This is a genomic window from Cellulosimicrobium sp. Marseille-Q8652 (genome assembly GCF_965112045.1).
Window position 1 is genome coordinate 79,142 of sequence record NZ_CBCOPS010000002.1, and the last position, 26,932, is coordinate 106,073.

Annotated in this window: 26 protein-coding genes and 1 tRNA gene; 17 read left to right on the forward strand and 10 right to left on the reverse strand. The window is 74.3% G+C overall.

Annotated elements, in window-relative coordinates; translation table 11 throughout:
• Positions 1 to 2: 2 nt before the first annotated feature.
• Both ACWPWV_RS10375 and ACWPWV_RS10380 read right to left on the reverse strand, forming a co-directional pair.
• Positions 3 to 1,376, reverse strand: a complete 1,374-nt coding sequence (locus ACWPWV_RS10375) for a DNA polymerase IV (RefSeq protein WP_454042917.1) — start codon at positions 1,374 to 1,376, stop codon at positions 3 to 5.
• A gap of 112 nt (positions 1,377 to 1,488) precedes the next feature.
• Positions 1,489 to 2,844, reverse strand: coding sequence for an NAD(P)/FAD-dependent oxidoreductase (locus tag ACWPWV_RS10380; protein ID WP_454042918.1), 1,356 nt, complete (start codon positions 2,842 to 2,844; stop codon positions 1,489 to 1,491).
• A 231-nt stretch (positions 2,845 to 3,075) separates the two neighbouring features.
• On the opposite strand from ACWPWV_RS10380, the gene ACWPWV_RS10385 reads away from it, so the two are divergent.
• Both ACWPWV_RS10385 and ACWPWV_RS10390 read left to right on the forward strand, forming a co-directional pair.
• Complete coding sequence (locus tag ACWPWV_RS10385) at positions 3,076 to 4,026, forward strand: alpha/beta hydrolase (protein WP_454042919.1); 951 nt, start codon at positions 3,076 to 3,078, stop codon at positions 4,024 to 4,026.
• Between the two features lie 83 nt (positions 4,027 to 4,109).
• A complete protein-coding gene (locus ACWPWV_RS10390; protein ID WP_454042920.1) occupies positions 4,110 to 4,832 on the forward strand; it encodes an alpha/beta fold hydrolase in 723 nt (240 codons plus the stop codon).
• A gap of 75 nt (positions 4,833 to 4,907) precedes the next feature.
• On the opposite strand, the gene ACWPWV_RS10395 is transcribed toward ACWPWV_RS10390, so the two are convergent.
• Positions 4,908 to 5,171: a GlsB/YeaQ/YmgE family stress response membrane protein gene (locus tag ACWPWV_RS10395; protein ID WP_251150233.1), complete on the reverse strand. Its 264-nt coding sequence runs from the start codon at positions 5,169 to 5,171 to the stop codon at positions 4,908 to 4,910.
• A 155-nt stretch (positions 5,172 to 5,326) separates the two neighbouring features.
• On the opposite strand from ACWPWV_RS10395, the gene ACWPWV_RS10400 reads away from it, so the two are divergent.
• The 4 genes from ACWPWV_RS10400 to ACWPWV_RS10415 all read left to right on the forward strand — a co-directional run bounded on the left by ACWPWV_RS10400 (position 5,327) and on the right by ACWPWV_RS10415 (position 7,966).
• Complete coding sequence (locus ACWPWV_RS10400; RefSeq protein WP_454042921.1) at positions 5,327 to 6,145, forward strand: thymidylate synthase; 819 nt, start codon at positions 5,327 to 5,329, stop codon at positions 6,143 to 6,145.
• Positions 6,146 to 6,162: 17 nt separating this feature from the next.
• Complete coding sequence (locus ACWPWV_RS10405; protein ID WP_454042922.1) at positions 6,163 to 6,699, forward strand: dihydrofolate reductase; 537 nt, start codon at positions 6,163 to 6,165, stop codon at positions 6,697 to 6,699.
• 92 nt (positions 6,700 to 6,791) lie between these two features.
• Positions 6,792 to 7,160: a PadR family transcriptional regulator gene (locus tag ACWPWV_RS10410; protein ID WP_454042923.1), complete on the forward strand. Its 369-nt coding sequence runs from the start codon at positions 6,792 to 6,794 to the stop codon at positions 7,158 to 7,160.
• On the forward strand, positions 7,157 to 7,966 hold the full coding sequence (locus tag ACWPWV_RS10415) for a hypothetical protein (protein ID WP_454042924.1): 810 nt from the start codon (positions 7,157 to 7,159) through the stop codon (positions 7,964 to 7,966). The genes ACWPWV_RS10410 and ACWPWV_RS10415 overlap by 4 nt, the downstream gene beginning before the upstream one ends.
• A 10-nt stretch (positions 7,967 to 7,976) precedes the next feature.
• On the opposite strand, the gene ACWPWV_RS10420 is transcribed toward ACWPWV_RS10415, so the two are convergent.
• Positions 7,977 to 8,741 (reverse strand): GntR family transcriptional regulator, encoded by a 765-nt coding sequence (locus ACWPWV_RS10420; protein WP_454042925.1) that lies wholly within the window; start codon positions 8,739 to 8,741, stop codon positions 7,977 to 7,979.
• Between the two features lie 376 nt (positions 8,742 to 9,117).
• Here ACWPWV_RS10420 and ACWPWV_RS10425 point away from each other — a divergent pair, with 376 nt between their 5' ends.
• From ACWPWV_RS10425 to ACWPWV_RS10440, 4 genes are read left to right on the forward strand one after another with little or no spacing between them, the layout of a single operon-like run.
• A complete protein-coding gene (locus ACWPWV_RS10425) occupies positions 9,118 to 10,083 on the forward strand; it encodes a transporter substrate-binding domain-containing protein (protein ID WP_454042926.1) in 966 nt (321 codons plus the stop codon).
• 4 nt (positions 10,084 to 10,087) lie between these two features.
• Entirely contained in the window at positions 10,088 to 10,816 is a 729-nt protein-coding gene (gene ehuC / locus ACWPWV_RS10430) for an ectoine/hydroxyectoine ABC transporter permease subunit EhuC (protein ID WP_454042927.1), read from the forward strand.
• A complete protein-coding gene (gene ehuD / locus ACWPWV_RS10435) occupies positions 10,813 to 11,454 on the forward strand; it encodes an ectoine/hydroxyectoine ABC transporter permease subunit EhuD (RefSeq protein ID WP_454042928.1) in 642 nt (213 codons plus the stop codon). Before ehuC ends, ehuD begins: the two co-directional genes overlap by 4 nt.
• Positions 11,455 to 11,500: 46 nt before the next feature.
• On the forward strand, positions 11,501 to 12,286 hold the full coding sequence (locus tag ACWPWV_RS10440) for an amino acid ABC transporter ATP-binding protein (protein ID WP_454044518.1): 786 nt from the start codon (positions 11,501 to 11,503) through the stop codon (positions 12,284 to 12,286).
• 210 nt (positions 12,287 to 12,496) lie between these two features.
• Here the strand turns inward: ACWPWV_RS10440 and uriH are convergent, their stop codons facing one another.
• Positions 12,497 to 13,456, reverse strand: a complete 960-nt coding sequence (gene uriH, locus ACWPWV_RS10445; RefSeq protein ID WP_454042929.1) for a uridine-preferring nucleoside hydrolase UriH — start codon at positions 13,454 to 13,456, stop codon at positions 12,497 to 12,499.
• Positions 13,457 to 13,572: 116 nt separating this feature from the next.
• Here uriH and ACWPWV_RS10450 point away from each other — a divergent pair.
• The 4 genes from ACWPWV_RS10450 (at position 13,573) to ACWPWV_RS10465 (ending at position 17,119) form a co-directional block, all read left to right on the forward strand.
• Positions 13,573 to 13,645 (forward strand) — tRNA-Arg (locus ACWPWV_RS10450).
• Between the two features lie 332 nt (positions 13,646 to 13,977).
• Entirely contained in the window at positions 13,978 to 16,206 is a 2,229-nt protein-coding gene (locus ACWPWV_RS10455) for a DEAD/DEAH box helicase (protein WP_454042930.1), read from the forward strand.
• A gap of 104 nt (positions 16,207 to 16,310) precedes the next feature.
• On the forward strand, positions 16,311 to 16,472 hold the full coding sequence (locus ACWPWV_RS10460; protein WP_454042931.1) for a hypothetical protein: 162 nt from the start codon (positions 16,311 to 16,313) through the stop codon (positions 16,470 to 16,472).
• A gap of 74 nt (positions 16,473 to 16,546) precedes the next feature.
• Positions 16,547 to 17,119: a mycothiol transferase gene (locus tag ACWPWV_RS10465; RefSeq protein ID WP_454042932.1), complete on the forward strand. Its 573-nt coding sequence runs from the start codon at positions 16,547 to 16,549 to the stop codon at positions 17,117 to 17,119.
• A gap of 16 nt (positions 17,120 to 17,135) precedes the next feature.
• Here ACWPWV_RS10465 and ACWPWV_RS10470 read toward each other — a convergent pair whose 3' ends face one another.
• Together ACWPWV_RS10470 and ACWPWV_RS10475 are read right to left on the reverse strand one after the other, a co-directional pair.
• Positions 17,136 to 17,501: a hypothetical protein gene (locus tag ACWPWV_RS10470; protein WP_454042933.1), complete on the reverse strand. Its 366-nt coding sequence runs from the start codon at positions 17,499 to 17,501 to the stop codon at positions 17,136 to 17,138.
• Positions 17,502 to 17,540: 39 nt separating this feature from the next.
• A complete protein-coding gene (locus tag ACWPWV_RS10475) occupies positions 17,541 to 18,635 on the reverse strand; it encodes a hypothetical protein (RefSeq protein WP_454042934.1) in 1,095 nt (364 codons plus the stop codon).
• A gap of 323 nt (positions 18,636 to 18,958) precedes the next feature.
• Here ACWPWV_RS10475 and ACWPWV_RS10480 point away from each other — a divergent pair, with 323 nt between their 5' ends.
• The 3 genes from ACWPWV_RS10480 (at position 18,959) to ACWPWV_RS10490 (ending at position 24,876) form a co-directional block, all read left to right on the forward strand.
• A complete protein-coding gene (locus tag ACWPWV_RS10480; protein ID WP_454042935.1) occupies positions 18,959 to 19,999 on the forward strand; it encodes an NAD(P)-dependent alcohol dehydrogenase in 1,041 nt (346 codons plus the stop codon).
• A gap of 445 nt (positions 20,000 to 20,444) precedes the next feature.
• Complete coding sequence (locus tag ACWPWV_RS10485; protein ID WP_454042936.1) at positions 20,445 to 24,602, forward strand: hypothetical protein; 4,158 nt, start codon at positions 20,445 to 20,447, stop codon at positions 24,600 to 24,602.
• Between the two features lie 43 nt (positions 24,603 to 24,645).
• Positions 24,646 to 24,876: a hypothetical protein gene (locus ACWPWV_RS10490; RefSeq protein ID WP_454042937.1), complete on the forward strand. Its 231-nt coding sequence runs from the start codon at positions 24,646 to 24,648 to the stop codon at positions 24,874 to 24,876.
• Positions 24,877 to 24,907: 31 nt separating this feature from the next.
• Here the strand turns inward: ACWPWV_RS10490 and mscL are convergent, their stop codons facing one another.
• The 3 genes from mscL to ACWPWV_RS10505 form a co-directional block, all read right to left on the reverse strand.
• Positions 24,908 to 25,384 (reverse strand): large conductance mechanosensitive channel protein MscL, encoded by a 477-nt coding sequence (gene mscL / locus ACWPWV_RS10495; RefSeq protein WP_454042938.1) that lies wholly within the window; start codon positions 25,382 to 25,384, stop codon positions 24,908 to 24,910.
• Positions 25,385 to 25,581: 197 nt separating this feature from the next.
• Positions 25,582 to 26,307, reverse strand: a complete 726-nt coding sequence (locus tag ACWPWV_RS10500; protein WP_454042939.1) for an RcpC/CpaB family pilus assembly protein — start codon at positions 26,305 to 26,307, stop codon at positions 25,582 to 25,584.
• A gap of 151 nt (positions 26,308 to 26,458) precedes the next feature.
• On the reverse strand, positions 26,459 to 26,788 hold the full coding sequence (locus ACWPWV_RS10505; protein WP_454042940.1) for an FmdB family zinc ribbon protein: 330 nt from the start codon (positions 26,786 to 26,788) through the stop codon (positions 26,459 to 26,461).
• Positions 26,789 to 26,932 lie beyond the last annotated feature (144 nt).

Consider the following 26,932-nt stretch of genomic DNA (forward strand, 5'->3'; position numbering starts at 1 on the left):
CGCTACGCGTCCTCCGGCTCCGACAGCCGGAGCTCCTCGCCGTCGGGGCCGAGCGGGGGCACGAGGACCAGGTCCTCGGCCTCGGGGCCGACCCAGCGCTGGTAGCCCGGACCGGTCTGCGCGGTCTCGAAGCGCACCGCGACGCGGCCGTCGTCGCCGACGCGCACGACCCAGCCGCGGCCGTCGGCCTCGGTCTCGACGTCGAGGCCGGGAGCGACGAGGGTCGCCGTCGCGCGCACGGGGCCGGTCGCGACCGGTACGGGGAGCGGTGCGGCGACCCCCGCTGCAGGGTGCTCGCCGGTGACCGCGTCGTCGTCGAGGGGGAGCATGAGCTGGGCATGCTCGGACAGGGCGTGGAACGACGTGCCGAGCAGGCGCACGGGCTCGGTGACGTCGGCGAGGGCGAGGGCCCGGTGCGCCGCGGCCCGCAGCGCCGCGGCGTCCGACGTCGGTCGTGGCAGCGTCACCGACCGCGTCAGGGTCGTGAACGAGGAGAGCCGGACCTTGACCACGACGGTGCGTGCCGCGACCGCGTGACGCTCCAGACGGGCGAGCGCGGAGTCGACGACGCGGTCCAGCGCCCCGGTGATGGCGGCACGGCCGTGCAGGTCGGTGTCGAAGGTGTGCTCGGCACCGGCGGACTTGCGCTCGCGCACGGTCGTCACGGGACGGTCGTCCCAGCCGCGCGCGAGCCGGTACAGGTTCGTGCCGCCGGACTCGCCGCCGATCGTCACCAGGGTGTCCAGCGGCTGTCGGCGCAGGTCGGCGACCGTGCGGACCCCGAGCTCGTCGAGGCGCGCGGCGGAGACCGGGCCGACGCCGGACAGGGCGCGCACGGGCAGCGCGAGGAGGAAGCCGTCCTCCTCGCCAGGCTCCACGACGAGCACCCCGCCCGGCTTGGCGTCCTCCGACGCGAGCTTCGCGACGAGCTTCGAGCGGCCGAGCCCGAGCGACACGGACAGCCCGCTCAGCTCTCGCGCCCGCTCGCGGATCCCCAGCGCGAGCGCCTCGAGGTCCGTCCCCGGAGCGGCCGCGGCGTCGAGGTCGGCGTACGCCTCGTCGATGCTCACCGGCTCGACCAGGTCCGTGACCTCGCGCAGCGCCCCCATGATCCGCTCGGAGTATGCCGCGTACGCGGCGAACCGCGGCACGACGACCACGGTCGACGGCGGGCACAGCCGGCGCGCCAGCTCCATCGGCATCGCCGAGCGCGCGCCGAACCGGCGCGCCTCGTACGACGCCGTCGCGACGACGCTGCGCGGGCCGACCCCGCCGACGAGCACCGGGCGGCCGCGCAGCGACGGGCGCTGGTGCTGCTCGACGCTCGCGAAGAACGCGTCAGCGTCCAGGTGCGCCATCGTCGCGCGGGCGCGCATCGACGGAGCGCGTGGTGCGCGACCGGAATTCACCGCACCACTGTGCCCTGTCTCTCCCACACCGCAGCACGAGCGCCGTCGCGGTCCGGTGTCGCCGACGGCCGCGTGCGGGTCAGGCGGCGCGGACCGGTGCGGTCCCCGTCGCCGCGGGCGCAGCGGCGACGAACGCGGCGCGAGGCCGCTGCACCGAGGTGAGCGAGACGACGTCGCGACCGAACAGCCCTGCCGTGAGCCACACGGCCAGGACGCGGACCTTGCGCTCCCACGTGGGGATCGCGAGGACGTGGTACCCGCGGTGCATGAGCCACGCGAGCGGTCCGCGCACCACGAGGCGGCGGTACTGGAAGATCCCGGAGCCCAGCCCGAGCGTCGCCACGACGCCGAGGCTGCCGTGGACGTACGGGCGGGTCGGCCGCCCGCGCCGGGCCGCGACGAGGTTGCGGGCGAGGCGCCGGCCCTGCCGGACCGCGTGCTGCGCGTTCGGCACGGTGAGCGCGCCCGGGCGGGGCACCGCCAGGTCGGGCACGGCCGCGCCGTCGCCCGCGGACCACGCGTCGTCGACCGGCGCGTCCGGGGTGCCGACGCGCAGGTCCGGCCGGACCACGACGTAGCCGCGCGCGTCGACCGGCAGGTCGGTGTGGGTCGCGACGACGGGGTTCGCCGCGTTGCCCGCGGTCCAGACGAGCAGGCCGGAGGGGAACGACTCACCGGTCGAGAGCGTCACGACGCCGCCCTCGGCGGACTCGAGCCCTGCCCCGAGGTGCACGTGCGCACCGCGCCGCTCGAGCTGCCGCACGACCCAGCGCCCCGGGCGCTCGGTCACCTCCGGCAGGATCCGCGCGTTGCGCTCGACGAGGTGGAACCGCAGCTCCGACACGTCGATCTCGGGGTAGACGCGCAGCAGGTCGTGCGCGAACGACAGGAGCTCGGCGAACCCCTCGACGCCGGAGAAGCCGCCACCGACGAACGTCACGGTGAGCAGTCGCGCGCGCTCCGGCCCGGCGGGCAGGCCCGCGGCGCGGTCGAAGGACGTGAGGAGCTGGTCGCGGATCGCGACGGCCTCCTCCACGTGCTTCATGCCGATCGCGTGCTCGGCGACGCCCGGGACGGGGAAGACGCGGGTCACGGCGCCCGCCGTCACGACGACCGTGTCGTACGCGAGCTCCTGCGGCTCGCCCGAGGCCGGCTGCACGAGCACGACGCGGCGCGCGTGGTCGACGCGCGTCACCGAGCCGTCGACGAGCCGCGTGCGGCGCAGGTGGCTCCGGTGGGCGACGGCGGCGTGGCGCGCCTCGACGGACCCGGCGAGGACCTCGGGGAGGAAGGGCTGGTACGTCATGTACGGACGCGGGTCGACCAGCACGAGCTCGACCTCGCCGCGGCGCAGCTCGCGCCGCAGGCCCTTCTCGAGCTCACGGGCCGCCGTGAACCCGGCGTAGCCCCCGCCGACGACGACGATGCGTTCCATGACCGCCTCCTGTACGGCGCGCCCTCTGCGCGCTCTCACCCCCTCGACCACGCAGCCCGCGCTTTCGTGACGTCGTCGGGGCATGGCGTACGTCACCCCCGGCCACCATGCGAGACGTCCGTGCGCGGTTGTCACGGAACGGTGACAGCCTCGGTCGTGTCCAGTGGTGGCCGGCACGTCGCCGGCCGCCCGGCCCCCTCGTGGACCGTCCTCCCAGCAAGGAGCACGAGCATGAGCGATCCCGTTCTCGAACCGCAGGCGCAGGAGTTCGCCACGGCGGTCTCCACACCCCCGTTCCTGTACGAGCTGGGCCCCGAGAGGGCCCGCACCGTCCTCGCCGACGTCCAGTCGGCGCCCGTCGACAAGCCCGACGTCGACGACGAGTGGCTGACGGTCCCGGCCGACGTCGGCGACGTCCGGGTGCGCATCGTGCGTCCCCCCGGCTCGGCCGGCGCGCTGCCCGTCGTGCTCTTCGTGCACGGCGGCGGCTGGGTGCTCGGCGACGCCGGGACGCACGACCGCCTCGTGCGCGAGCTCGCGGTCGGCGTGGGCGCAGCCGTCGTCTTCGTCGACTACGACCGGTCGCCCGAGGCGCGGTACCCCGTCGCGATCGAGCAGGCGTACGCGACCGCGCGGTGGATCACGGCGGAGGGGGCGTCGCACGACCTCGACGTGTCGCGCCTCGCGGTCGTCGGCGACTCCGTCGGCGGCAACATGGCGGCGGCCCTCACGATCCTCGCGAAGCAGCGCGGGGACGTCGCCTTCGTCCACCAGTCGCTCTACTACCCCGTGACCGACGCGGCGCAGGACACGGCGTCCTACCGGGAGTTCGCCGACGGTCCGCACCTGCGGGCCCAGGGGATGGCCTGGTTCTGGGACTGCTACCTGCCCGACCACGACCGGCGTGCGGAGATCACCGCGTCCCCGCTGCGCGCGAGCCTCGACGACCTGGCCGGGCTCCCGCCCGCGCTCGTGATCGTCGACGAGAACGACGTGCTGCGCGACGAGGGCGAGGCGTACGCGCGCCGGCTCGTCCAGGCCGGCGTCCGGACGACGTGCGTGCGGTACGACCACACGATCCACGACTTCATGATGCTCAACCCGCTCCGCGCGACGGCGGCCACGAGCGCGGCCGTCGCGCAGGCGGTCGACACGCTGCGCACCGCGCTCGGCACCCGCTGACCTCTCGCCGTCGCGCCTCCCGGCCGGACCCTCTCGTCCGTCCGACCCCCGAACGTCTCGATCGACACCTCAGGAGAACCGTCATGACCGCACCCACCGTCGTCCTCGTCCACGGCGCCTTCGCCGACTCCTCGAGCTGGAACGGCGTCGTCGAGCGGCTGCGCGCCGCCGGCGTGCCCGCCGTCGCCCTCGCGAACCCGCTGCGCTCCCTGTCCGGTGACGCCGCGTACCTGCGCGACGTCCTCACCGCGATCGACGGCCCGGTCGTCGTCGTCGCGCACTCCTACGGCGGCGTGGTCGCCTCCCAGGGCGCGTCCGGCCTGCCGGACGTCGTCGGCCTCGTCTACGTCGGTGCGTTCGCGCCCGAGACGGGCGAGAGCGCGTTCGAGCTCTCGGCGAAGTTCCCCGGGAGCACCCTCGGCGACGCCGTCGTGCCCACGCCGCTGGCGGACGGGAGCGCGGAGCTCACGATCCGTCAGGACCTGTTCCACCAGCAGTTCGTCGCCGACGTCGACGAGGCGACGGCGGCGCTCATGGCGGTGGCCCAGAGGCCCGTGACCGCGGCGGCCCTGAACGAGCCCCTCGTGGGCGAGCCGGCATGGCGGACCGTCCCGTCCTGGTTCGTCCACGGTGCCGAGGACCGGAACATCCCCGCGGAGGTGCTGCGCTTCGTGGCCGAGCGGGCCGGGTCGCGCGGCACGACCGAGGTGCCCGGCGCGTCGCACGCGGTCGCGGTCTCGCAGCCCGAGGCCGTCGCGCAGGTCGTGCTCGACGCCGTCCGCGCCGTGGGCGAGGCCGCCGCCTGAGGGCGACCGGCCCGGGACAGACCGCGGGCCTGGTGCCGTCCGAGGACGGCACCAGGCCCGCAGGGTCGTGAGAGGTCAGGCGTGGCTGCGCTTGGTGAGCGCGCCGTACACGCCGAGCGTGATGAGCGACCCGAGGATGGCGAGGAGCCAGGTCCGGAAGTCGCCGAGGTCGCCGAGGCTCGTGCCGAAGAGCACGGAGCCGAGCCATCCGCCGAGGAGGGCGCCGAGGATCCCCAGGAGGATCGTGATGATCAGCGAGCTGGTCTGCTTGCCAGGAAGGACGAAGCGCGCGATGAGTCCGGCGATGAGCCCGAGCACGATGTAGGCGAGCCAACCCATGGTAAATCTCCGTTTCGTCGGATCTGTGAGTTTTTCCCCCTACGACCGAGAACACTGGCAGACGTCGGGCGACCTCGCACCTCGAAACGTCGAGACCGTGGAGACGTCGCGACGTCGAGACGTCCGACGACGACGTCCCGCCTAGACTGACGGCCGTGGCCACCGACTCACCGTCCGCCGTCCCCACGCCCTACGAGGACCTGCTGCGCGACGTCCTGGAGAACGGGACGCCCAAGGGCGACCGGACCGGGACCGGGACGCGGAGCGTGTTCGGGCGCCAGATCCGCTTCGACCTCTCGCAGGGTTTCCCGCTCGTCACGACGAAGCGCGTGCACCTCAGGTCGATCGCGTACGAGCTGCTGTGGTTCCTGCGCGGCGACTCGAACGTGCGGTGGCTGCAGGAGCACGGCGTCACGATCTGGGACGAGTGGGCCGACGCCGACGGCGAGCTGGGGCCCGTCTACGGCGTCCAGTGGCGCTCGTGGCCGACGCCGGACGGCCGCCACGTCGACCAGGTCGCCCAGGTGATCGAGCAGATCCGCAGCAACCCCGACTCGCGGCGCCACGTCGTCTCGGCGTGGAACGTCTCCGAGCTCTCGGCCATGGCACTCCCGCCGTGCCACGCGTTCTTCCAGTTCTACGTCGCCGACGGCCGGCTCTCGTGCCAGCTCTACCAGCGCTCGGCCGACCTCTTCCTCGGCGTGCCGTTCAACATCGCGTCGTACGCGCTGCTCGTCCACATGGTCGCGGCACAGACGGGCCTCGAGGTCGGCGACTTCGTGTGGACCGGCGGCGACGTGCACATCTACGACAACCACGTCGAGCAGGTGCGCGAGCAGCTCACGCGCGAGCCGTACCCGTACCCCACGCTGCGCCTCGCGCCGCGCGACTCGATCGACGCGTACGAGTTCGAGGACATCGAGGTCATGGGGTACCGGCACCACCCGACGATCAAGGCCCCGATCGCGGTATGACGGGGCCTGACCCTCTGATGCTCGGACTGATCTGGGCCCAGGCCCGCGACGCCGCCGGTCGGCCCGTCATCGGGGCGGGCGGCACCATGCCGTGGCACCTGCCCGAGGACCTGGCCCACTTCCGGCGCGTCACGTCGGGGCACCCCGTGGTCATGGGGCGGCGCACCTGGGAGTCGCTCCCGCCCCGGTTCCGGCCGCTGTCGGGCCGGACGAACGTCGTCGTCACGCGCCGGGACGGCTGGGCGCCCGACGGCGCGGACGCGCCGCCGCAGCCCGGTGCGACCGTCCGTGCGGTCGGGTCCGTGGACGCCGCGCTCGCCCTGGCCCGCGAGGCTGCGGCTCCCGACGGCGAGGTCTGGGTGATCGGCGGTGCCCAGCTCTACGCGGCGACCCTCGACCAGGCCGAGCGATGCGTCGTCACCGAGATCGACGCCGTCGTCGAGGGCGACACGTTCGCCCCGTCCGTGCCGGCCGGGTGGCGCGCGGACGCGGGAGAGTGGGCGACGTCGTCCACCGGCCTGCGCTATCGCACGGTGGCCTACCTCCGCTCCTGACGTCGCCGCCGCGTCCTGCCACAGGTCCGCGGGAGAGGTGGCGTCTCCCTGACTATATTGACGCGCTATCTAGTGTGCCCTACGGTCTAGTGGTGACCTCGGACGCGGAGTGGCCCAGCGAGTGGCTTCGTGGCGTCCTGGCGGTGTGCGTGCTGCGTGTGCTCGCCGACGGGCCGACCTACGGCTACGCGATCGCGTCGGCACTCGCCGACGGGGGCCTCGGCCCGCTCAAGGGCGGGACGCTCTACCCGCTGCTCAAACGGCTCGAGGACTCCGGTTGGGTCGTCACCGAGTGGCGCCCCGGCGAGGGTGGCCCCGGACGCAAGTACTACGCGCTCACCGCGGAGGGGGCCGGCGAGCTGAACCGGTCCGCCGCGCAGTGGGAGGCGTTCACCACGACGACGCGCCGGATCGTCCGCGAGGGCGCCCGCCGCCCGGCGACCACGGAGGGGAACCGATGAAGAGCACGGCCACGGGTACGAGCACGAGCACGGGCAAGGAGCGGCGAGACGCCCGGCGCTACGCCCTCGAGCACAGGGTCGCGCCGCACGTCGACCCGCGCTGGGCGGAGGCGATGCTCATCGAGCTGCGGCTCCAGGGGGTGGGCGGGGCCCACGTCGGCGAGGCGCTCGGCGAGGTCGACTCCCACTGCGCCGAGAGCGGCGAGGAAGCGCAGGACGCCTTCGGGGACCCGGTCGAGTACGCCCGCAGCCTCGGACTTCCGACCAGCCCCGAGCAGGAACCGAGCGCGACGGCGCGCGCGGTGCTCCCGACCGTCGTGCAGCTCGTCGGCATGTTCCTCACCCTGTGGTCCGTGCCCGCGCTCGTCGCGGGGGATCCGGTCGATGTCTCGGTCGGCCAGGCGCTCGGCGCGGTCGTCCTCGCGGCGGCCGTCGGGGTCCTCGCCTGGCGCGCCGAGCCCGTGCTGCGGATGCTCGTGCACCGCCCCGTGGTCGGGGCGCTCGCGATCGGTGCCGGCGCGACGGCTCTCGTCCTGCCCCTCCTCCTGCTGCGGACCGAGCTGTTCGCGGTCGGTGCCGTGCCGGCGCTCGTGCTCGGCGCTGCGCTGCTCGGTCTCGGCGTCGGGATGGAGCTGCGGCGCGCGACCGGCCTGCGGTCGACCGACCCCGTCGTCGTCCCGCTGCAGGACCCCGCCACCACCGCGCGCCGGCGACGCGAGGGTCGCCGGGTCGGGCTGCTCGGCGTGCTCCTCGTGCCGGGGTGGACGGTCGTCGTCGCCGTGCTGCTCGGGTGGCTCGCCGCCTGACGCGCGGGCGTCAGACGCCGGTCGGCTCGATCGGGTCGAGGCGCGGGGGCGGGACGGGGTGCGGCTCCTCCAGCGTCTCGACGTCCGCGTCCTGCGGCGCGGTGAGCCGCTCGACCGCACCGTCGAGGTTGGCGGCGATCGCGGCGACCAGGCCGTCGGCGTCGCGGGCCTCGAGGAGCTCGACGATGTCGGCGTGCGACGCGGCCGAGTCCTTACGCACGGCGTACTCGTCGCTCACGGTGAAGCTCGCGACGCGGACCTCGACGATGAGGGTCGTCATCCACCGCAGGAGCCACGGGTTCCCGGCGGCGGCGACCAGCGTCCAGTGGAGCGTGAGGTCGGCGTCGCCGATGCGCCGCGCGTCCTCGGACCTCCCGGCCTCGACCAGCGCCTCGTACGCGCTGCGGACCGCAGCGACCTCGGGGTCGGACGCGCCGGCCACGGCCAGGCGCGCTGCCGTCGTCTCGACCGTCGCGCGCGCGGCGTAGAGCGCGGGGATGCGCTCGCGGCCGATCGTCACGACGCTGAGCCCACGCCCGGGCGTCGCGGTGAGCAGACCCTCCTGGACGAGGCGCTGCGCGGCCTCGCGGAAGGGGCCGCGGCTCACGCCGAGCTGGCCGGCGATCTCGACCTCGCGGATCGGCGTGCCGACGCGCAGGGCACCGGAGTAGATGGCGTCGCGCAGCTCGCGCACGATGAGGTCGACCGTCGACGGGCGCGTCACCGGTGAGAGGAAGGGCGCGTTGCCGAGCGGCGCGCGCGAGACGGAGCTCATCGGCTCTCCTTCTCCGAGGTCGTGCGGTGGGCCCGCAGGGCCCACGGTGCGTGCGGGACGGTCGAGGTCACGATCCGGTATCACATCATCCCCTGTCTGCGGCCGGGGTGCGGCCCGCGGTCGCGTGGCCGTGGCTCCCGTGGCGCAGTCGTCGCCAGGTCCGCGTCCACGCAGGTCAGCGCCTCCGTGCAGACCGCCGGACGGAGCCCGGGTCGGGGCTGCCGGTGGGTGCGGGACGTCGGCGTCCGTCCGATTGTAGACAATCTGACGGTATGACATGCGGATTGTCGAAAGGTCGACAAGCGATTAGCGTGTTCGATCGTCCAGCCACCCACGACCGTGGCCGCGTCGTGCGGCGACGGGCACGAAGGGAACCATGACTTCCACGCGCACCACCGCGACCCGCCCCCGCTCGCTCCTCGCCGCGAGCGCCGTCGGCGTCCTCGCCCTCACCACCGCCTGCTCGAGCGTCGACTCCGGCGGGGACGGGGCCGGCGGCGGGTCCGCCGAGGGCGGGAGCGGCACCCTCGCCGAGCTCCAGGAGAGCGGGAGCATCACCGTGGGCTTCGCGGGCGAGGAGCCGTACAGCTTCCAGGACGACGGCGGCGAGCTCACCGGCGCGGCCGTCGCCCTCAACGAGGCGATCTACTCCGAGCTGGGCATCGACACCGTCGAGGGCACGCTCACGGAGTGGAACGCGCTCATCCCGGGCCTGAACGCCGACCGCTTCGACTCGATCAGCGCGGGCATGTCGATCCTGCCGGACCGCTGCGAGCAGGCCGCGTTCAGCGAGCCCGAGATCATGTACACGACGGCGTTCCTCGTCCCCGAGGGCAACCCCGACGGGCTCGACGACTGGCAGTCCGCCGTCGACGCCGGCGTCACCCTCGCGGTGCTCGGCGGTGCCGTCGAGGCCGGCTACGCCGAGGACACCGGCGTGGAGACGATCCAGGTCGGCAGCCCGCAGGACGGCCTGGACGCCGTCGTCGCCGGGCGCGCCGACGCCTTCGCCCTCACCGGGATCTCGCTGCGCGCCCTCGCGGAGCGGTCGGACGCCGCCGTCGAGGCGACCGAGGCCTTCGTCGCCGTGATCGACGGTGTGCCGCAGATCGGCGCGGGCGCCACGGTGTTCCGCCAGGCCGACACCGAGCTGCTCGACGCCTACAACGAGCAGCTCCAGGACATCGTCTCCGACCCGCAGCGGTACGAGGACGTCCTCGGCCCGTTCGGGTTCACCGAGGCCGAGCGTCCCGTCGACGGGCTGACCGCCGAGATGCTCTGCGAGGGCGACCTCGAGGCGATCGCCGACGAGCTCGGCCCGGAGCTGGGCCTGGACTCCTGACCCGATGTCCGACGACATCCAGACGCTCCTCGACCGGCTACCGCGGCTCGGTGAGAGCGTCCTCGTCACCCTGCAGCTCACGGTCGGCGGCGCCGTCCTCGCGATGGTCGTCGCCCTGCTGCTCGGGTTCGGCTCGCGCACCCGCACCCTGTGGGTGCGCGGGCCCTCCCGGGTGGTCGTCGAGCTCTTCCGCGGGACGTCGCTCGTCGTCCAGTTCTTCTGGCTCTTCTTCGTGCTCCCGGTGTTCGGGTTCAAGATGGAGTCGCTGGCCGTCGGGATCGTCGCGCTCGGGCTCAACTACGGCGCGTACGGCGCCGAGGTGGTCCGGGGCTCGATCAACTCCGTCCCGGTGGGGCAGTGGGAGGCGTCCACGGCGCTCAACCTCGGTCCGCTCCACCGCGTCCGTCGCGTGATCTTCCCGCAGGCGTGGGCCCTGATGATCCCGATGCTCACCAACCTGCTGATCCAGCTCCTCAAGGGCTCGGCGCTGGCGACCTACATCTTCCTCCACGACGTGAACTTCTTCACCGACCAGCTGCGCCGCACCACGCAGGACACCGTGTTCTCCTACTCGGTCGGCCTGCTCGTGTACTTCGCGATCGCCTACCTGCTGACGCTCGGGATGAACGCGCTCGAGGTGCGCGCGAAGAACCGGCTCGGGGCCGGCCCGAGCCTGCGCGAGGTGCTGCGACTGGCACCGGTCCCCACGACGGCGAAGGCAGGTGCGGCATGAGCGACGTCTGGAGCTGGGAACGCGCCTGGGAGGTGCTGCCCGCCCTCCTCGAGGGCTTCCGGACCACCCTGGCCGCGACGGTTGTCGGCATGGCGATCGCCTCCGTGCTCGGTCTGTTCGTCGCGCTCGTGCGGCGGTCCGGGTCGCGGTGGGTCACCGTGCCCGTCGGCGTCGTGGTCGAGTTCATCCGGTCGACGCCGCTGCTGGTGCAGCTCGTGTTCGCCGCGCTGCTGCTGCCGACGGTCCCGACGCTGGCCATCGGGTGCGCGGTGCTGGGCGTGCACTACGCGACGTACATGTCGGAGGTCTACCGCGCCGGCATCGACGCGGTGCCGCGCGGGCAGTGGGAGGCGGCCACGGCCCTCAACCTCCCGCGCGGGCGGACGTGGCGCGCCGTCGTGCTGCCGCAGGCGATCCGCAAGACCCTGCCGGGCCTCGGCAACTACGCGATCTCCATGTTCAAGGAGACCCCGTTCCTGTTCGCCATCTACGTGGTCGAGATGTTCGCCGCGGCGCAGAACTACGGGGCGAACACGTTCTCCTACATCGAGCCGCTCACCCTGGTCGGCCTGATCTTCCTGGCGGCGAGCTACCCGACGTCGCTCCTCGTACGACGGATGGAGAGGCGCCTTGCCTGACGTGACCGATTCCCTGACCGACCCGACGACCTCCCCGGAGGGCACCGTGCCGACGACCCCGGGCGTGACCCCCGCGATCGAGTTCCGCGACGTCGTCAAGCGGTTCGGCGACAACGTCGTGCTCGACGGCCTGAGCTTCAGCGTCGCGAAGGGCGACCGCGTGACGCTCATCGGCCCGTCGGGCTCCGGCAAGACGACGATCCTGCGCCTGCTCATGACCCTCGAGGAGTCGGACGGCGGGCTCCTCCTCATCGACGGCGACCCGTACACGCACGAGTACCGCGGCGAGAAGCGCGTCGAGGTCCCCGAGAAGCGGCGGCGCGTCGTGCGCAACCGCGTCGGGATGGTGTTCCAGCAGTTCAACCTGTTCCCGAACATGACGGTGCTGGAGAACATCATCGAGGCGCCCGTCCACGTGCTCAAGCAGCCGAAGCGCGAGGCGGTCGCCCGCGCGGAGCAGCTGCTCGAGCAGGTCGGGATGTCGGACAAGCGCGACTTCCGGACCAACCAGCTCTCGGGCGGTCAGCAGCAGCGCGTCGCCATCGCACGGGCGCTCGCGATGGACCCGGAGATCCTCCTCCTCGACGAGGTCACGTCCGCGCTCGACCCCGAGATCGTCGCCGACGTCCTCGGTGTCCTGCGGGAGATCGCGGAGACGACGGACATCACGATGCTCCTCGTGACGCACGAGATGCAGTTCGCGCGCGACGTGTCGAACCGTGTGCTCATGTTCGACCACGGCCGCATCATCGAGGAGGCGCACCCCCAGACGATGTTCACGAACCCGACCCACGAGCGCACGCAGGAGTTCCTGAAGGCCGTCCTCGGCTGACGTTCGCCCGTGCTCGGGTCCGCGGCCGACGGTTCCGCGAGGGGCGGGGCGGGTCTACCATCCGCGGCCCGGCACGGCGCTCCCGGCTGTTCAGTCATCGCCCGCCACGACCCGCCCCAGCCCTCGCTCCACCGTCAGCCGCTCAGTGCATCATCGACACCGTCATGTGGTCCGTCCGGTTCTCCGGGCGGGCCACGTGGATGCTCGGCGTCAGGCCGGGTCACCGATGCGGCGCAGGGCGTCGACGACCTGGGTCCAGAAGCGGTCGTGGTCGAGCGTGACGGCGACCTGGGTGCGGCACTCGGCGGGTTCGTCGCCGCGCAGGTCGACGACGGTCATGCCGGTGGTGAGCGTGCCGGTGAGCTCGACGTCGACCGGCGCGCGGCGCGTCGTCATGACGGTCGGGTCGGCGACGTACGCGACCGCGCACGGGTCGTGGACCGGCGGGTGCGGGAAGGCCTGGGTCGCGCTGTAGGTGCCGCCGTAGAAGTCGAGCAGCTCGCCGACGAAGCGTGCCGGTCCGGTGCCGAGGGCGGCGAGCCGGTCGCGCACGTCGGGCGTGGCCACGGCCTGGTGGGTGAGGTCGAGGCCGACCATCGTGACCGGCCACGCCTCGTTGAGGACGACGTGCGCGGCCTCCGGGTCGGCGAGCACGTTGAACTCGGCAGTGGGCGTGCGGTTCCCGCCGTGGAACGCCCCGCCCATCATCACGACCTCGCGGACCCGCGGGACGATGCGCGGCTCCTTGCGCGCGGCCGTCGCGACGTTGGTCAGCGGCCCGACCGGCACGAGCGTGATCTCGCCGGGTCCCGCCGCCAGGACCGTCTCGATGATGAGGTCGACGGCGTGCCGCGGGTCGACGGCGCGGCGCGGGGCGGGGAGCACCGGGCCGTCCATGCCCGAGTCGCCGTGGATGTCGGGAGCGACGATCCGCGGCCGGACGAGCGGGCGGTCGCAGCCCGCGGCGACCGGCACGTGGATGCCCGCGACCTCCGCGACCGAGAGTGCGTTGCGCGTCACCTTCTCGAGCGTCTGGTTGCCCGCGACGGTCGTCACGGCGACGAGGTCGATCGCGGGGGAGCCGTGCGCGAGGAGCATCGCCACGGCGTCGTCGTGGCCCGGGTCGCAGTCGAGGACGATCTTCCGCGGGTTCGTGGGCTGGAGGGTCACGCGCCCATCCTCGCGCGGCGCAGCACGCCCGGCACGTGCCCGGCGGCGCGGGGCGTGCTTCGCGTCGGACGGCACCTGGCGGCTAGGCTGTCCTCCGGTCCTGTCCCCGGGGCCACGCGCCTGTAGCTCAGGGGATAGAGCACCGCTCTCCTAAAGCGGGTGTCGGCAGTTCGAATCTGCCCAGGCGCACAGGGTGGGTGTGTTCAGGCAGCGCTCGTCCCGGTCAGGTCTGGGCGAGCGGGTGCACGCGTCGTCCAGCCGTCGTGAGGGCCGTCGTCGGGATCGTCACGGTGCCGTCCTGCCCAGGACGAGGGGCCCGCCCCGGAGGCTGTCTCGTGCTGCGGGACGTCGGGGGGGGGACGCAGCAGGTCCCGCCTGCACGCGCGGGTCGTGCGACGCCGTCGCCGCGCTGCGCGGCCTCGTCCCCCGTGGCCGGGACGTTGCGCGGCGGTGCCGGGGTGGGCCGGTCGCGACCCGGCATGCTGCCGCCGTCGCTGTATACGTGGAACGAAGGAGAAGACGTGGCTCGAGCAGGTCAGCGGCGGTCAGGTCGCGCGCGCCCTGACCCCGGCGCGCAGCGCCGGCGCACCCAGCGGCCCACCGAGAAGGGCATCGTCCCGGTGCTCGCGGGTATCGCGCGCGAGCTCGACGGCGCCGTGCGGCGACCGCCGACGCGCCCGGCGGTGCGCACGAAGTTCCAGGTCGTCGCCCTGCTCGTGCGCGAGGAGCGCGCCCGGGTGATGGCCGACGGCTCGCTCACCGCGGGCAAGCGCGACCAGGAGCTCAAGCGGCTCGACGGGGTGGCGACGCTCCTCGCCAAGATCGCCGTCCGCGACACCTCGCTGCTCACCCTGCTCGCCGACGACGCCCGGGTCTCCGACGCGGCGCGCGACTACAAGGCCACCGTGATGCGCGCCGGCGGGCTTGAGCCGCCCGAGGATCCTGCGCCGACCGCGCCCGCTGCGCCGTCGGCCTCGGCGGCCTCGTCGGCCTCGTCGGCCCAGCCTGCATCCTCGGCCCAGCCGACCTCGCCGGCCGCTGCCCCCGCCGAGAAGCGGGTCGTGCCGCGGTCGGTGATCTCCCGCCAGCTGGCCAACCCGTTCCTCGCGCCGGACTTCGAGGCCGCGGCCGAGCGGACGGCCGCGCGGGCGCGCCGCCTGGCCGGCTGGGAGCTGCTCGAGCCGCTCTTCCGGTCCTTCGAGCAGGCGGGCCCTGGCGCACCCGCGTGCATGGCGCTGCCCGAGGCCCGCTCGCTGTCCGCGTCCTTCGGCCGGGAGCTCATGCCGCACCAGGCCCAGGTCGTCGCGGCCACGGCCCGCGGCCACCGCACCTTCCTCCTCGCCGACGAACCCGGGCTGGGCAAGACGGCGCAGGCGCTGCTCGCCGCCCAGGCGGCGGACGCGTTCCCGCTGCTCGTCGTGGTCCCCAACGTCGTCAAGACGAACTGGGCGCACGAGGTCGGGATGTGGACGCCGCTGCGCCGCGCCACGGTCGTCCACGGTGACGGCGACAAGGTCGACGCGTTCGCGGACGTCGTCATCGTCAACTACGAGCTCCTGGACCGGCACGTCGGCTGGCTCGGCGACCTGGGCTTCCGCGGCATGGTCGTCGACGAGGCGCACTTCATCAAGAACAAGGGATCGCAACGCTCCCAGCACGTCCTCGCGCTCTCCGAGCGGATCCGGACCCGCACCGCGCGGCCGCTGCTCATGGCCCTCACCGGCACCCCGCTCATCAACGACATCGAGGACTTCCGGGCGATCTGGCAGTTCCTCGGCTGGATCGACGACACCAAGCCGCTCGGGAAGCTGATGACCGCCCTGGAGGACACCGGTCTGACCCCGGCGGACCGCGGGTTCTACGCCGCCGCCCGGAGCGCCGTGATCGACATGGGCATCGTGCGTCGCCGCAAGGTCGACGTGGTCGCCGACATCCCCGCCCGCCGGGTGGCGGACCTGCCGGTCGAGCTCGACGGCGCGGCCGGCCGCTCGATCCGCGCCGCCGAGACCGTGCTCGCACGCCGGCTCGCCGACCGCTACCGGTCCGCCCTGGCGGCGCGCGCCGGCGACGGCGCCGCCGACACGGTCGGCGGCGAGATCGACCTGGACCTCGCGCGCCGCGTGGCGGCCGCGGAGCTCAAGGACTCGAGCTCGAAGGCGGGCGGCGAGAACGTGTTCACCATGGTGCGCAGGATCGGCCAGGCCAAGGCCGGGCCGGCCGCGGACTACGCGGCACAGCTCGCCCGCAACGTCGGCAAGGTGGTGTTCTTCGCCAAGCACGTCGACGTCATGGACGAGGCGGAGCAGGTCTTCGCCCAGCGCGGCATCCGCTACGCCTCGATCCGCGGCGACCAGACGCCCCGGGTGCGCGAGAAGAACATCGCCGCGTTCGTCGACGACCCCGACGTGTCGATCGCCGTGTGCTCGCTGACGGCCGCGGGCGTCGGGCTCAACCTCCAGGTCGCGTCCAATATGGTCCTCGCCGAGCTGTCCTGGACCGACGCCGAGCAGACCCAGGCCATCGACCGGATCCACCGCATCGGCCAGTCCGAGCCCGTCACCGCGTGGCGGATCATCGCCGCGCAGACCATCGACGCCCGGATCGCCCAGCTGATCGACAGCAAGTCGGGCCTGGCGGCGCGCGCGCTGGACGGGGCGCGTGAGGAGGACGTCTCGTCGTCGACGGACGTGCAGCTCGACGCCCTCGTCGGGATGCTCACCGACGCTCTCGTCGCCGACGGCGAGGGCTGATCCCCGGAAGGCCGCGTCGCCGTCCCGTGGCGGACCTGTCCTGCACGCGCGTGCCCGCGCGCCTCGCCCTACGCTCGCACAACACCGCGACAGAAGGGCGAGCCATGGGATTCCTCGACAAGATGATGAAGAGCGGCGTCGCGCTCAAGGCGGCTCGCGTCGCCCAGCGGGAGATGTCGAAGCCGGAGAACCAGCGCAAGGCCAGGGAGCTGCTGGCGAAGGTCACGAAGCGGGAAGGGCCCGCCGGGCCGGCACCGCGGCCCTGAGGTCACGGCCCGGGCGTCGTCGGTGGTCCGGCGTACCGTGAGGCAGGTCACATCGTCGAGACCAAGGACGTGCCATGACCGACCCCAGCTGGGAGCCGCCGCTCGCCGGCACCGACGTCGAGCACCTGGTCGGGACCCTCGAACGGCTCCGTGCCACGTTCCGCTGGAAGGCCGACGGCCTCGACGTGGAGCAGCTGCGCGCCCGCGCGGTCCCGACGTCCGAGCTGACGGTCGGCGGCCTGCTCAAGCACCTCGCCGTGTGCGAGGACGACGTGTTCTGCTGGCGCATGTCGGGGCGGCCCCCCGTCACGTTCCTCTCGGTGCCCGAGGAGGACGTCGCACGCTGGCAGTTCACGGTCGACCCCGCCGAGTCGGCCGAGCAGGTGTACGGGCTGTGGGAGGCCGCGGTCGGGCGCTCGCGCGTCCGGCTGCGGGAGCTCGTGGCCGACGGCGGGCTGGACCAGCCGGGGCACCTCGAGTTCGGCGACGCCCGTCCCACGGTGCGGCGCCACCTCCACGACATGATCGAGGAGTACGGGCGGCACACCGGTCACATGGACCTGCTGCGCGAGGCGATCGACGGGCGGGTCGGCGAGGACCCGCCGCGCGACTGGCCGATGCTCCCGCGCGACTCCCCGGAGGCGTGAGCCGGGGCGGCCGGCGTCAGCCGACGACCCGCACCGCGACCAGCTCGCACTGCACGGGGTACGACTCCGCGCACGAGCCGGTGATCCACACCTCGACGGCGTCGCCCGAGGCGAGCGCGGCGGGTTCGATCGGCTCCCCGTCCGCACCGACGAACGACGTCTCCGCCGACGTCAGGCTCATGCCGTCGAAGTAGTCGTCGGACGGCTCCGTCAGGACGGCGTCAGTGCCCGTGCGCTCGACGACGCCCGTCACGTCCGGCTCCCCGTCAGGCACGCCGTCGGCTCCACCGCCGCAGGCGGCCAGGGGCGTGGCCAGCGCGAGGAGCGCCGGTGCCATGAGGACGGTGAGAGCGGACCGGGTCGAGACGCGTCGTCGGGCCATGCGGACCATCCTCCTCGATGCGGAGGGCCCGCGGACCGGCTAGGCGCCGGGCGCTACCGAGGCCGACGGCGCCGGGGCCGGCTCGGCCGAGCCGCCCGTCGTCCCGCCGGACGAACCGCCGGAACCGGCCGACGTGCCGTCGGCACCCGTGTCCGTCCCGCCCGCTCCGGTCCCGCTGCCGGTCGAGCCCGTGCCGCCGGTCTCGCCGGCGCCGGGGGCCGTCGGCTCCGTCGGCTCCGTGGGCTCCGGCGTGGGCGTGACCGGATCGGTGGGCTCGTCGGTGGGGGCCTCGGTCGGCGTGCCCGAGGGCTCGTCCGTCGGCACCTCGGTGGTGTCGTCGGACGGCGCGGCGGGGTCGGGGGACGGCGTCGTGGTGCCGCTGTCGGGCAGCTCCTGCGGAGGCGTCACGGTCCCCGTCCCGGGCTCGCTCCCACCGTCGTCGGTCGTGGTCGTCCGGCTGATCGACGTCCCCGACCCCTCCTGACCGCGCACGGCGTCGGAGATCGGCTTGCCGATCACGAGCTCGGCGACGAGCACGACGCCCATGACGACGACGAAGAGCGCCGCGGCGGAGACGGCGAGCACCTTGCCCGTCCCGTAGCGGTCGATGAGGCGGAACCACGGGCCGGGGCGAGCGTCGTCGTCGGACGCCGGGGCGGCGTCGTCGATGGGGAGGGCCGTGCCCGCCGTGGCCGTGACTCGTCCCGGTCCGCCGTCCTCGGCCGCGACGCTGCCCCGTGAGACGACCGCCGCGTCGTCGGGCGCGGCGGAGCGCGGCCGGGGGAGCGGCTGCGTGTCGTCGCCACGCGGGACGGCCGGCAGCTTCGCCGTCCCGCCGCGAGGACGGGGCGCGAGGTGGCTGACGACGGGCTTGAGCTGCTCGTGCGTCTTCTGGATCGAGCGCGTGTACGCGTAGTTCGCCACGACGGTGATGATGCTCGCCGCGCCGGCCCCGATGATCGTCCCGGCGATGCCGAAGTAGGAGAGCAGCACCGTCGTGCTCACGGCGGCGAGGGCGCTCGCGATCATCTGCGTGAGCGAGAGCCTCGGCGCCTCGGGGGCCTTCTCGTCGGGCGCCTGGGGCGCGCCGTCGGGCACGCCCGAGGAGGGGCGGGTGCTGGGGGAGGTCGTCACGTCGTCTGTGGTCCGCGTCTTCCGGGTCGGGTGTCTGGTCCCGCCCGCTCTCCTCCGGCCGGCGCGTGCGCCGGGCGCTCCGCGGTCCGGCGTCGGATGCGGGCGTGCTTCCAGGGTAGCCACGTGGTGTGGGCACGCCCGCGGGCGCAGGTGACCGGGACGTGTCGGAAGGAGGAGATCGTGTGACGGCACCCGAGGAGTGACCAACGTCCCTGAACCTAGACGCGTGTTCAGGTTTATGGTGGAAGGGCCGGGCGGTCCCCGAACCGTCCCCTCGGTGGGCCGCCCGGCGACAGCAGCACAGCCAGGCGAGAGGAGTGGCCATGAAGGCCGTCCAGTACCGAGAGATCGGCGCACGACCCGAGGTCGTGGAGATCGAGACCCCAGAGCCGAAGCCGGGGGAGGTGCTGCTCAAGGTCTCCGCCGCGGGGCTGTGCCACTCCGACGTCTTCGTCATGGAGCAGCCCGCGGACCAGTACGCCTACGGGCTGCCGCTCACCCTGGGCCACGAGGGGGCCGGCGTCGTCGAGGCGGTCGGGGCGGGCGTCGACCCGGGCCTCGTCGGGACCGCGGCCGCGGTCTACGGGCCGTGGGGCTGCGGCGTGTGCCAGCGGTGCGCCGCGGGCCAGGAGAACTACTGCCTGCGCGCGGCCGAGCTCGGCATCGCCCCTCCGGGGCTCGGTGCACCCGGCGCGATGGCGGAGTACATGATCGTCGACTCGCCCCGCCACCTCGTGCCGATCGGCGACCTCGACCCGGTCCAGGCCGCGCCCCTCACCGACGCGGGCCTCACGCCGTACCACGCGATCAAGCGGTCGCTGCCGAAGCTCACGGCCGGCACGACGGCCGTCGTGCTCGGCGTCGGCGGCCTCGGCCACGTGGGTGTGCAGATCCTCAAGGCGCTCAGCGGCGCCCAGGTCGTGGCGCTCGACGTGAACGACGAGAAGCTGGCCCTCGCGCGCGAGGTCGGCGCGGACCACGCCCTGCTGTCGGACGACGCGGCGGTCGAGGCCGTCCAGGACCTCACGGGCGGTCGCGGGGCCGACCTCGTCGTCGACTTCGCCGGCGTCCAGCCGACCATCGACCTCGGCCAGAAGCTGCTCGGCGTCGGCGGCGACTTCACCCTCGTGGGAATCGGGCACGGTTCCCCGGCGGCGAAGGTGGGCTTCTTCCAGTCCCCGTACGAGGCGTCCTTCCTCGTGCCGTACTGGGGCTATCGGCAGGAGCTGTTCGAGGTGCTGCAGCTCGCCCAGCAGGGCCGTCTCACCGTCCACACGGAGGAGTTCGGCGTCGACGACGCCCCCACCGCGTACGCGAGGCTGTGGGACGGGACGCTGCGCGGGCGTGCCGTCGTGCGGTTCTGACGACGCGAATTCCGCTGCGCGACATGGACGGACGTCCAGATGCGTTGTTGCAGCCGCGGGACCCATCCTGGAGGGCTTCGACGCTTCACCCGGAGGCGAGTTGACGCGCCTCCGTGGAGCGTGCAAAATAGTGCCCGACGGAGCGCATCGCCTGCCCCCTGCGCGGTGCGCTCCGTTTCCACGTCCCGGCCGCTGAGCCGGAGGGCAGAGCCCCGGACCCTGGTCCGGGGCTCTTTGCATTCCTCCGAAGAACGCCTCCCGCGCCCATTTCCCAGGACTTCTCCAGGAAGTCGTCCGGACGGCCGTCCTGGTCCGCCCCGGGCCGTCATTCGTCGTCGTCGTGACGCCTGGCGGGAACGGTGCCGCGCCCGGAGCCGTGTGGCGGGAGGCACCTCTCCCGGCGTGCCTCGACCCGGCGCCGGTCCGGCACGGTTAGCGTCAGAGCGTGAATGCCGCAGCCCGCACCAGCTCAGCCGCCCGGAACGTGGCCGATCCTGCTCGGCTGCCCACCGACCCGGACCAGACGCCCCCGGACGTCGACGACGCGCGGCCGTCCCGGCCCGTCCTCGTGCCGGAGCCCACCACGGCCGACCTCGTCGACGAGGCCGTCGCGCGCTGGCGGGCCGGGCTGGTCGAGCTCGCCGGAGGTTCGTCGCTCGCCGACATCTCGCTCCTCGGCGACGCCGTCGTCGATCTCACCGCCGCCCACCCGTCCGGTGTCGCGCAGCTCTTCGCCGGCCGACCCACGCGCCTGTCCAACCTCTTCCGGGAGGGCGGGTCGCTGCCCGCGGCGCGGCGTCGCGCGCGGGCGGTCGTCGTCCGCGCCGCGGAGCACGCGCAGCGCTACGGCGTCGCACCCACGTACCTCGCGATCGGTGTCGCGACGTGGACGGAGAGCGAGCCGTCGCCGTCCCGCCCGGCCGACGACGTCGGCGCGCTCGCGCGGGTCGCCGGCCGTGCCTCGCGCCCCGGCGCCACGACGATCGAGGTCGTCCCGGCGGGACCCGACGCCATGCCGGACGCCGGACCGGCCGTCGTGCCGGACGACGACGCCGCGGGGGTCGCGCCCGCCGTCGTCCCCGACGCGGCGAGCGGTGACGCGCCCGCCACGGTGCCCGGGCCGTCGGACGACGCCGCGGGACCCGCGGACGCCGACGAGAGCGCGGGCTCCGCGCCCGAGCCCCAGGACGCGGGCGTGCGCACCGTGCGGGCCCCGGTGCTCCTGCGTCCCCTGACCGTCACGCCGCGCGGGGACGGCGAGACGGACTACGAGCTCACGCTCGAGCCGACGGCCGAGATCAACCCCCTCCTCGCCCGGACGCTGCGCGCGCACGGCGCGCTCCTCGACCCGGTGACCCTCGCGCGCAGCACGTTCACCGGCGCCGGGTTCGACCCCGGGGACGCGACGGACCGCATCGCGGCGCTCGGTCGTGCCGTCCTGGGCGACTTCGGGCTCACGCACCGCGTGCTCGCCGGCACGTTCGTGCACCCCGGCCAGGTCCTCGTGGACGACCTCGACGAGCTCGTGGCCGGCCTCGAGCGGCACGAGATCGTCGCCGCCCTCGCCGGTGACGAGGCCGTCGCCGCCTCCGTGCGGCGCGACCTCCCCGGCCCGCGGGTCGGGGACGCCGACCCCGAGCTGGAGCGCGGGGTGGGCGACCTCGACCCCTCGCAGCGCCACGTCGTCGACGCCCTCGCGACCGGCTCCCACCTGTTCGTCGACGCGCCCGCCGGGTCCGACGTCGCCGGGACGCTCGCCGCCGTCGTCGCCGAGGCCGCGGCGAGCGGTCGCCAGGTCCTGTACGTCCCGGGCCACCGGCGCGCCGCCGACGCGCTCGTCGCGCGCCTGGAGAGCCTCGGGCTCGGCGGCCTCGTGCTCGACGTCGCGCCTGACCCCACCTGGCGGGCCACGGTCTCGCACCGCCTGCTCTCCGCGATGGCGACCGAGCCGGAGCCGGCGGACGACGACCAGGTCGAGCGCACGCGGGACGCCCTGCTCGGTTCCCGCGCCCGGCTCGCCGGGTACATCGAGGCGCTCCACCTCGTCCGCGAACCGTGGAACGTGTCCGCCTACGACGCGCTGCAGGCGCTCGCCCGCATCGTCGCGCAGCGACCCGCGCCCGACACCACCGTGCGCCTCGCGCCGGAGGTGGTGCTCGCCGTCGGGCCGCAGCGCGACCAGCTCGCCGACGACCTGCGGGACGCCGCCGAGCTGGGGGCGTTCACGACGCGCGCGACGTCGACCCCCTGGTACGGGGCGGACCTCACGACCCGGCAGGAGGCGCAGGACGTGCTCGTGCGCGTCGAGCGCGTGCGGACGCACACGCTCCCGCAGCTGCGGGCCGAGGTCGAGCGGGTCGCCGAGGTCACCGGCCTCACGCCCGCCACGACGCTGCGGCAGTGGGGCGACCAGCTCCGCATGCTCGGCGGCATGCGCGGCACGCTCGACGTGTTCCAGCCGATGATCTTCGAGCGCACCGCCCAGGACATGGTCGAGGCGACCGCGACCCGGCAGTGGCGCGAGGCGCACGGCGTGGACATGGGGTGGTTCGCCCGCCGCCGCCTGCGCCGGCAGGCGAGGGACATGGTCCGCCCGGGGGTCCGGGTCCCGGACCTGCACGCGGCCCTGGTCGAGGTCCAGGCGCAGCGCGCGGTCTGGCAGACGCAGGCTCCCGGCGGCGGCTGGCCGCGGCTCCCCGAGGGGCTCGCGGCGATCGAGGACACGCACGAGGCCGTGCGCATCGACGTCGAGGAGATCGAGCCGGTCCTCGCCGGCACACCGCAGGGAGCGGGCCTGCTCGACCTCCCGCTCGTCGACCTCGCCGCGCGCCTCGACACGCTCGCGGAGGACACGGAGTCGCTCGACCGCCTCCCCGCCCGCACGGCGGTGCTGCGTCGGCTGTCCGCCGCCGGCCTCGACGACCTCCTCGCCGACCTCGCCGAGCGGCGCGTCGAGACCGAGCTCGTCGGCCCGGAGCTGGAGCTCGCCTGGTGGAGCTCGGTCTTCGAGCAGGTCCTCGCGCAGGACCACGCCCTCGCGGGCCAGGACGGCGCCGGTCTCGACGCGCTCGCCCGGCGGTTCCGCGAGCTCGACCGGGCGCACGTCGCGTCGCTCGCCGCTCCCGTCCGCTCGGCGGTGCGCGAGCACCTCGCCACCGCGATGCGCGAGCACCGCGACGAGGCCGAGGACCTGTTCACCGAGCTGCTCGAGGGACGGCTCGTCAGCCTGCGCGAGACCGCGGAGAAGCACCCGGACGTGCTGCGGCGGCTGCGGCCCGTCGTCGTCGCGACACCGACCCTCGTGCCCCACCTCCTCCCGCCCACGCGCACGGTGGACCTCGTGGTGCTCGACGCGATCGAGCACGCACCTGTCGAGCTGGTCCTCTCGGCGCTCGCGCGCGGGCGCCAGGTCGTGGCCGTCGGCGACCCGCGGGCGTCGTCCGCCGCGACCGTCCGGGACCTCGCCGACCTGCTCCCCACGGTCACGCTCCTGGCGGACGGCTCGCGCCGGGACCCGTACGTCACGACGTTCCTCGCCGAGCACGGCTACGCCGGCGTGCTGCGGCCCGCGCCCCTGCCGCGAGCCGAGGCGCTCGTCCGGCTCGACGTCGTGGACGGCGCCGGGATGCCCGACCCGACGTCGGGCGCGGTCGAGAGCACGCAGGCCGAGGTGGACCGCGTGGTCGAGGTCGCGATCGAGCACGCGCTCACCCGCCCGGACGAGTCGCTCGCGATCGTCACCGTCACGCCGCTGCACGCCGACCGCATCCGCGAGGCGCTGCTCGCCGAGGTGCGGCAGAACCCCGCGCTCGCCGGGTTCTTCTCCGCGTCGCGCCCCGAGCCGGTCGTCGTCGCGGACGTCTCGGGCGTGGCGGGGCTCGTGCGCGACATGATCGTGCTGTCCGTCGGCTTCGGGCGGACGCCGCACGGTCGCGTGCTCCACCGCTTCGGCATCCTCAACACGCCCGGCAGCGAGGCGATGCTCCTCGACACCGTCGGCGCGACGCGGCGCCGTCTGCACGTCGTGTCGTGCTTCACGGCAGCCGACCTCGACCCGGAGCGCCTGCGTGGGGGCGGCGCGAAGCTCCTGGCCGAGGTCCTCGACCTCGCCGAGCAGCGCAACGGCGTGGCCGACCAGGTCACGCTCGGCAACGGCGTCGACGTCGGCGGCACCCCGGACCGGCTCGTGCTCGACCTCGCGGAGCGTCTGTGGCGCGCGGGCCTCGTGGTCGAGACCGACTACGGCGTCGGCGACGGCGACCGGATCCCGCTGGTCGTCGGGCACCCGGACCTCCCCGGCGAGCTGCTCGTCGCCGTCCTCACGGACGACACCGCGTACGTGGCCGAGCGCAGCGTCCGCGTGCGGGACCGGCAGATCGCCGAGCGGCTCGAACGGATCGGGTGGACCGTCGCGCAGGTGTGGTCGGCGGCCGCGTTCCTCGACCCCGCGAAGGAGGCCGAGCGCATCCGGCGCGTCGTGCAGGGCGTGCGCGACGCGCGGCTCCCCGAGACCGGTGGGGTGGCCCAGACCGGCGGTGGCGACCGGATCGTCGTCGTGCCGGTGCTGGACGACGACGCGGACCACGGCGACGACGACCTCTGACGGTCGGTGCCCGGCACGGGCGGCGTGGTGCGACGATGAGCACATGACCTCCGCCGCCCAGCACGACACCGACGAGGAGCCGACGTCGGCCCGTCCCGGCGCCCGGCGCCCGCGCCGTGCCGTGCGCCGCGGCACGGAGACGACGTCGGTCCCCGGCGCGAGCGCCGACGAGCGCCCGGGCGGCTGGGGCGACGACGCACGGCCCGCGCCCGCCGCCGGCCCGAACGACGACCGCCTGCTGCAGGACGTGCCGCCGCACTACGGCAAGCACTGACGGGCGCGACGCGCGCGGGAGGGTGCGCCGGTCAGAACCGGTCGGCGGGACCGCCGGGCGCACCGCCCGCCGGGCCGGCGCCCGGTGCACTCGGTCCGCCGTGGCCCGGTGCGGCGGCCTGCGCGGCGAGCAGGTCGCGGATCTCCTGGAGGACGCGGACGTCCTCCGCGGGCGCGGCGGGCTCGGGCTCCACGTCCTGCTTCCGTCGTGCCGCGAGGTGGTTCATCGGCAGCACGATCACGAAGTAGATCGCGACGGCGACCAGGAGGAACTGCAGGATCGCGTTGAGGATGAGGCCCATGTTGATCGTCGCCTCGTTGACGGGACCGATCTTCCACATGTTCGAGATGTCGGGCTTGCCGAAGATCATCGCGATGAGCGGGCTGATCAGGCCGTCGACGATCGCGGTGACGATCGAGGTGAACGCCGCACCGATGACGACGCCGACCGCCAGGTCGATGGCGTTCCCGCGCAGCACGAACTCCTTGAACCCGTTGAGCACGCTCATCCCGTCGTCTCCTTCACCTCGGTGGGGCCGCGTGGCGGCGGCGCCACGTCAGTGCATGTGATGCAGTGGGTGCAGCCGGTGCAGGAGCGCAGCCGGTGCACGGCAGATCCTCCCAACGCCGACCACGGGGAGCAAACGCCGACCACCGGGTGCGACGGCGGTCCCGGCCTCGAACGGCACAGACCTCGGGGGCGCCGTCAGGGGACGAGGACCGCCGTCACCTGGCCCCAGCCGGCCACGGCGGCGAGGCGCTCGGCCTCCTGGGGCTGCACCGCGACGAGGACGACCCGCTCGGCCGTCGTGGGCTGGGCTCCCAGCAGACCGCCCGCGGCGGACTCCTCGGTCCGGCCGGGCACGACGACGGCGCCGCGCGCGAGGTAGGGGTCGGTCCCGTCGGCCGGGACCGGCTCACCGGCCACGCCGGTCAGCCCCGACGTCGAGGACGCGAGGAGCAGGTCGACACGGTCCCCGGGCGCGAGCAGCCCGCTCACGCCCGGGTCGAGTCGCACGGGCGCGACGACCGTCCCGGGCGGGGCGGCGGCGACGAGGTCCCCCGCTGCGACGAGCGACTCCTGCAGCGCGGTGCCGGGCGCGATGCGCACCGACGCGGACCGCCCGACGGCGTCGTCGGTCGACCGGAGCGCCTCGAGAGCGAGGCCCAGGGGCACCTCGACGACCCGGACGTCCGACGCGCCGAGCTCGTCGCCCGCGGAGACCTCGCGCGCGGTCACGACGACCGGGACGGTCGGCGGCGGCTCGGGACGCAGGGCCGAGACGGCCGCGGCCGCGGCGGCGCCGCAGCACACGGCGGCGACGACGAACCGCAGGCGCCACCACAGCACGCCGGCACGACGGCGCGCCGAACGGGTACGGGCGCGCGCGTCGTCGGGCACGGGGACGCCGCGGCGAGGGGGCGAGGACATGGCCGCGACGCTAGCGGGATCGGACGCACGACCGCCGTCGTCCCTGTGGACGACGGCGGTGGTGGCTGGGTGGCGGTGCGGGCGATGCCCGGACGGCGCAGGCCTGTGGTCGACCGAGCGCGGCAACCTGTCGCTCGGCGGACCGGTTCGGTCAGGAGGCGCTCGGGGCGGAGCTCGACGACGACGTCGACGAGGAGCCCGACGAGGAGCTCGTCGAGGAGGATCCGGAGGACGTGGTCGAGGTGCTCGTGCTGCCGCTCGTCGAGCTCTTCGCGCTCGTGGACGCCGAGGTGGACTTCCCGCCGGAGCGGGAGTCGGTCCGGTAGAACCCGGACCCCTTGAAGGTCACGCCGACGGGCGAGAACACCTTGCGCAGGCGGCCCGAGCACTCCGGGCAGACCGTGAGGGCGTCGTCCGTGAACGACTGGTGGATGTCGAAGGCGTGACCGCAGGCGGTGCAGGTGTACGCGTAGGTGGGCACGGGTTCTCCTCGTTCACGTGACGGCGCCTCGACGGCGGCCGGGCCTCTGCCGTCAGGTCAACACTCGCTGGCACTCGAATCTTCCGAGTGCTAATCATACGCGGACAGGGCGGCGACCCGGGCCGGGGTAGTCTCGCACCGTGT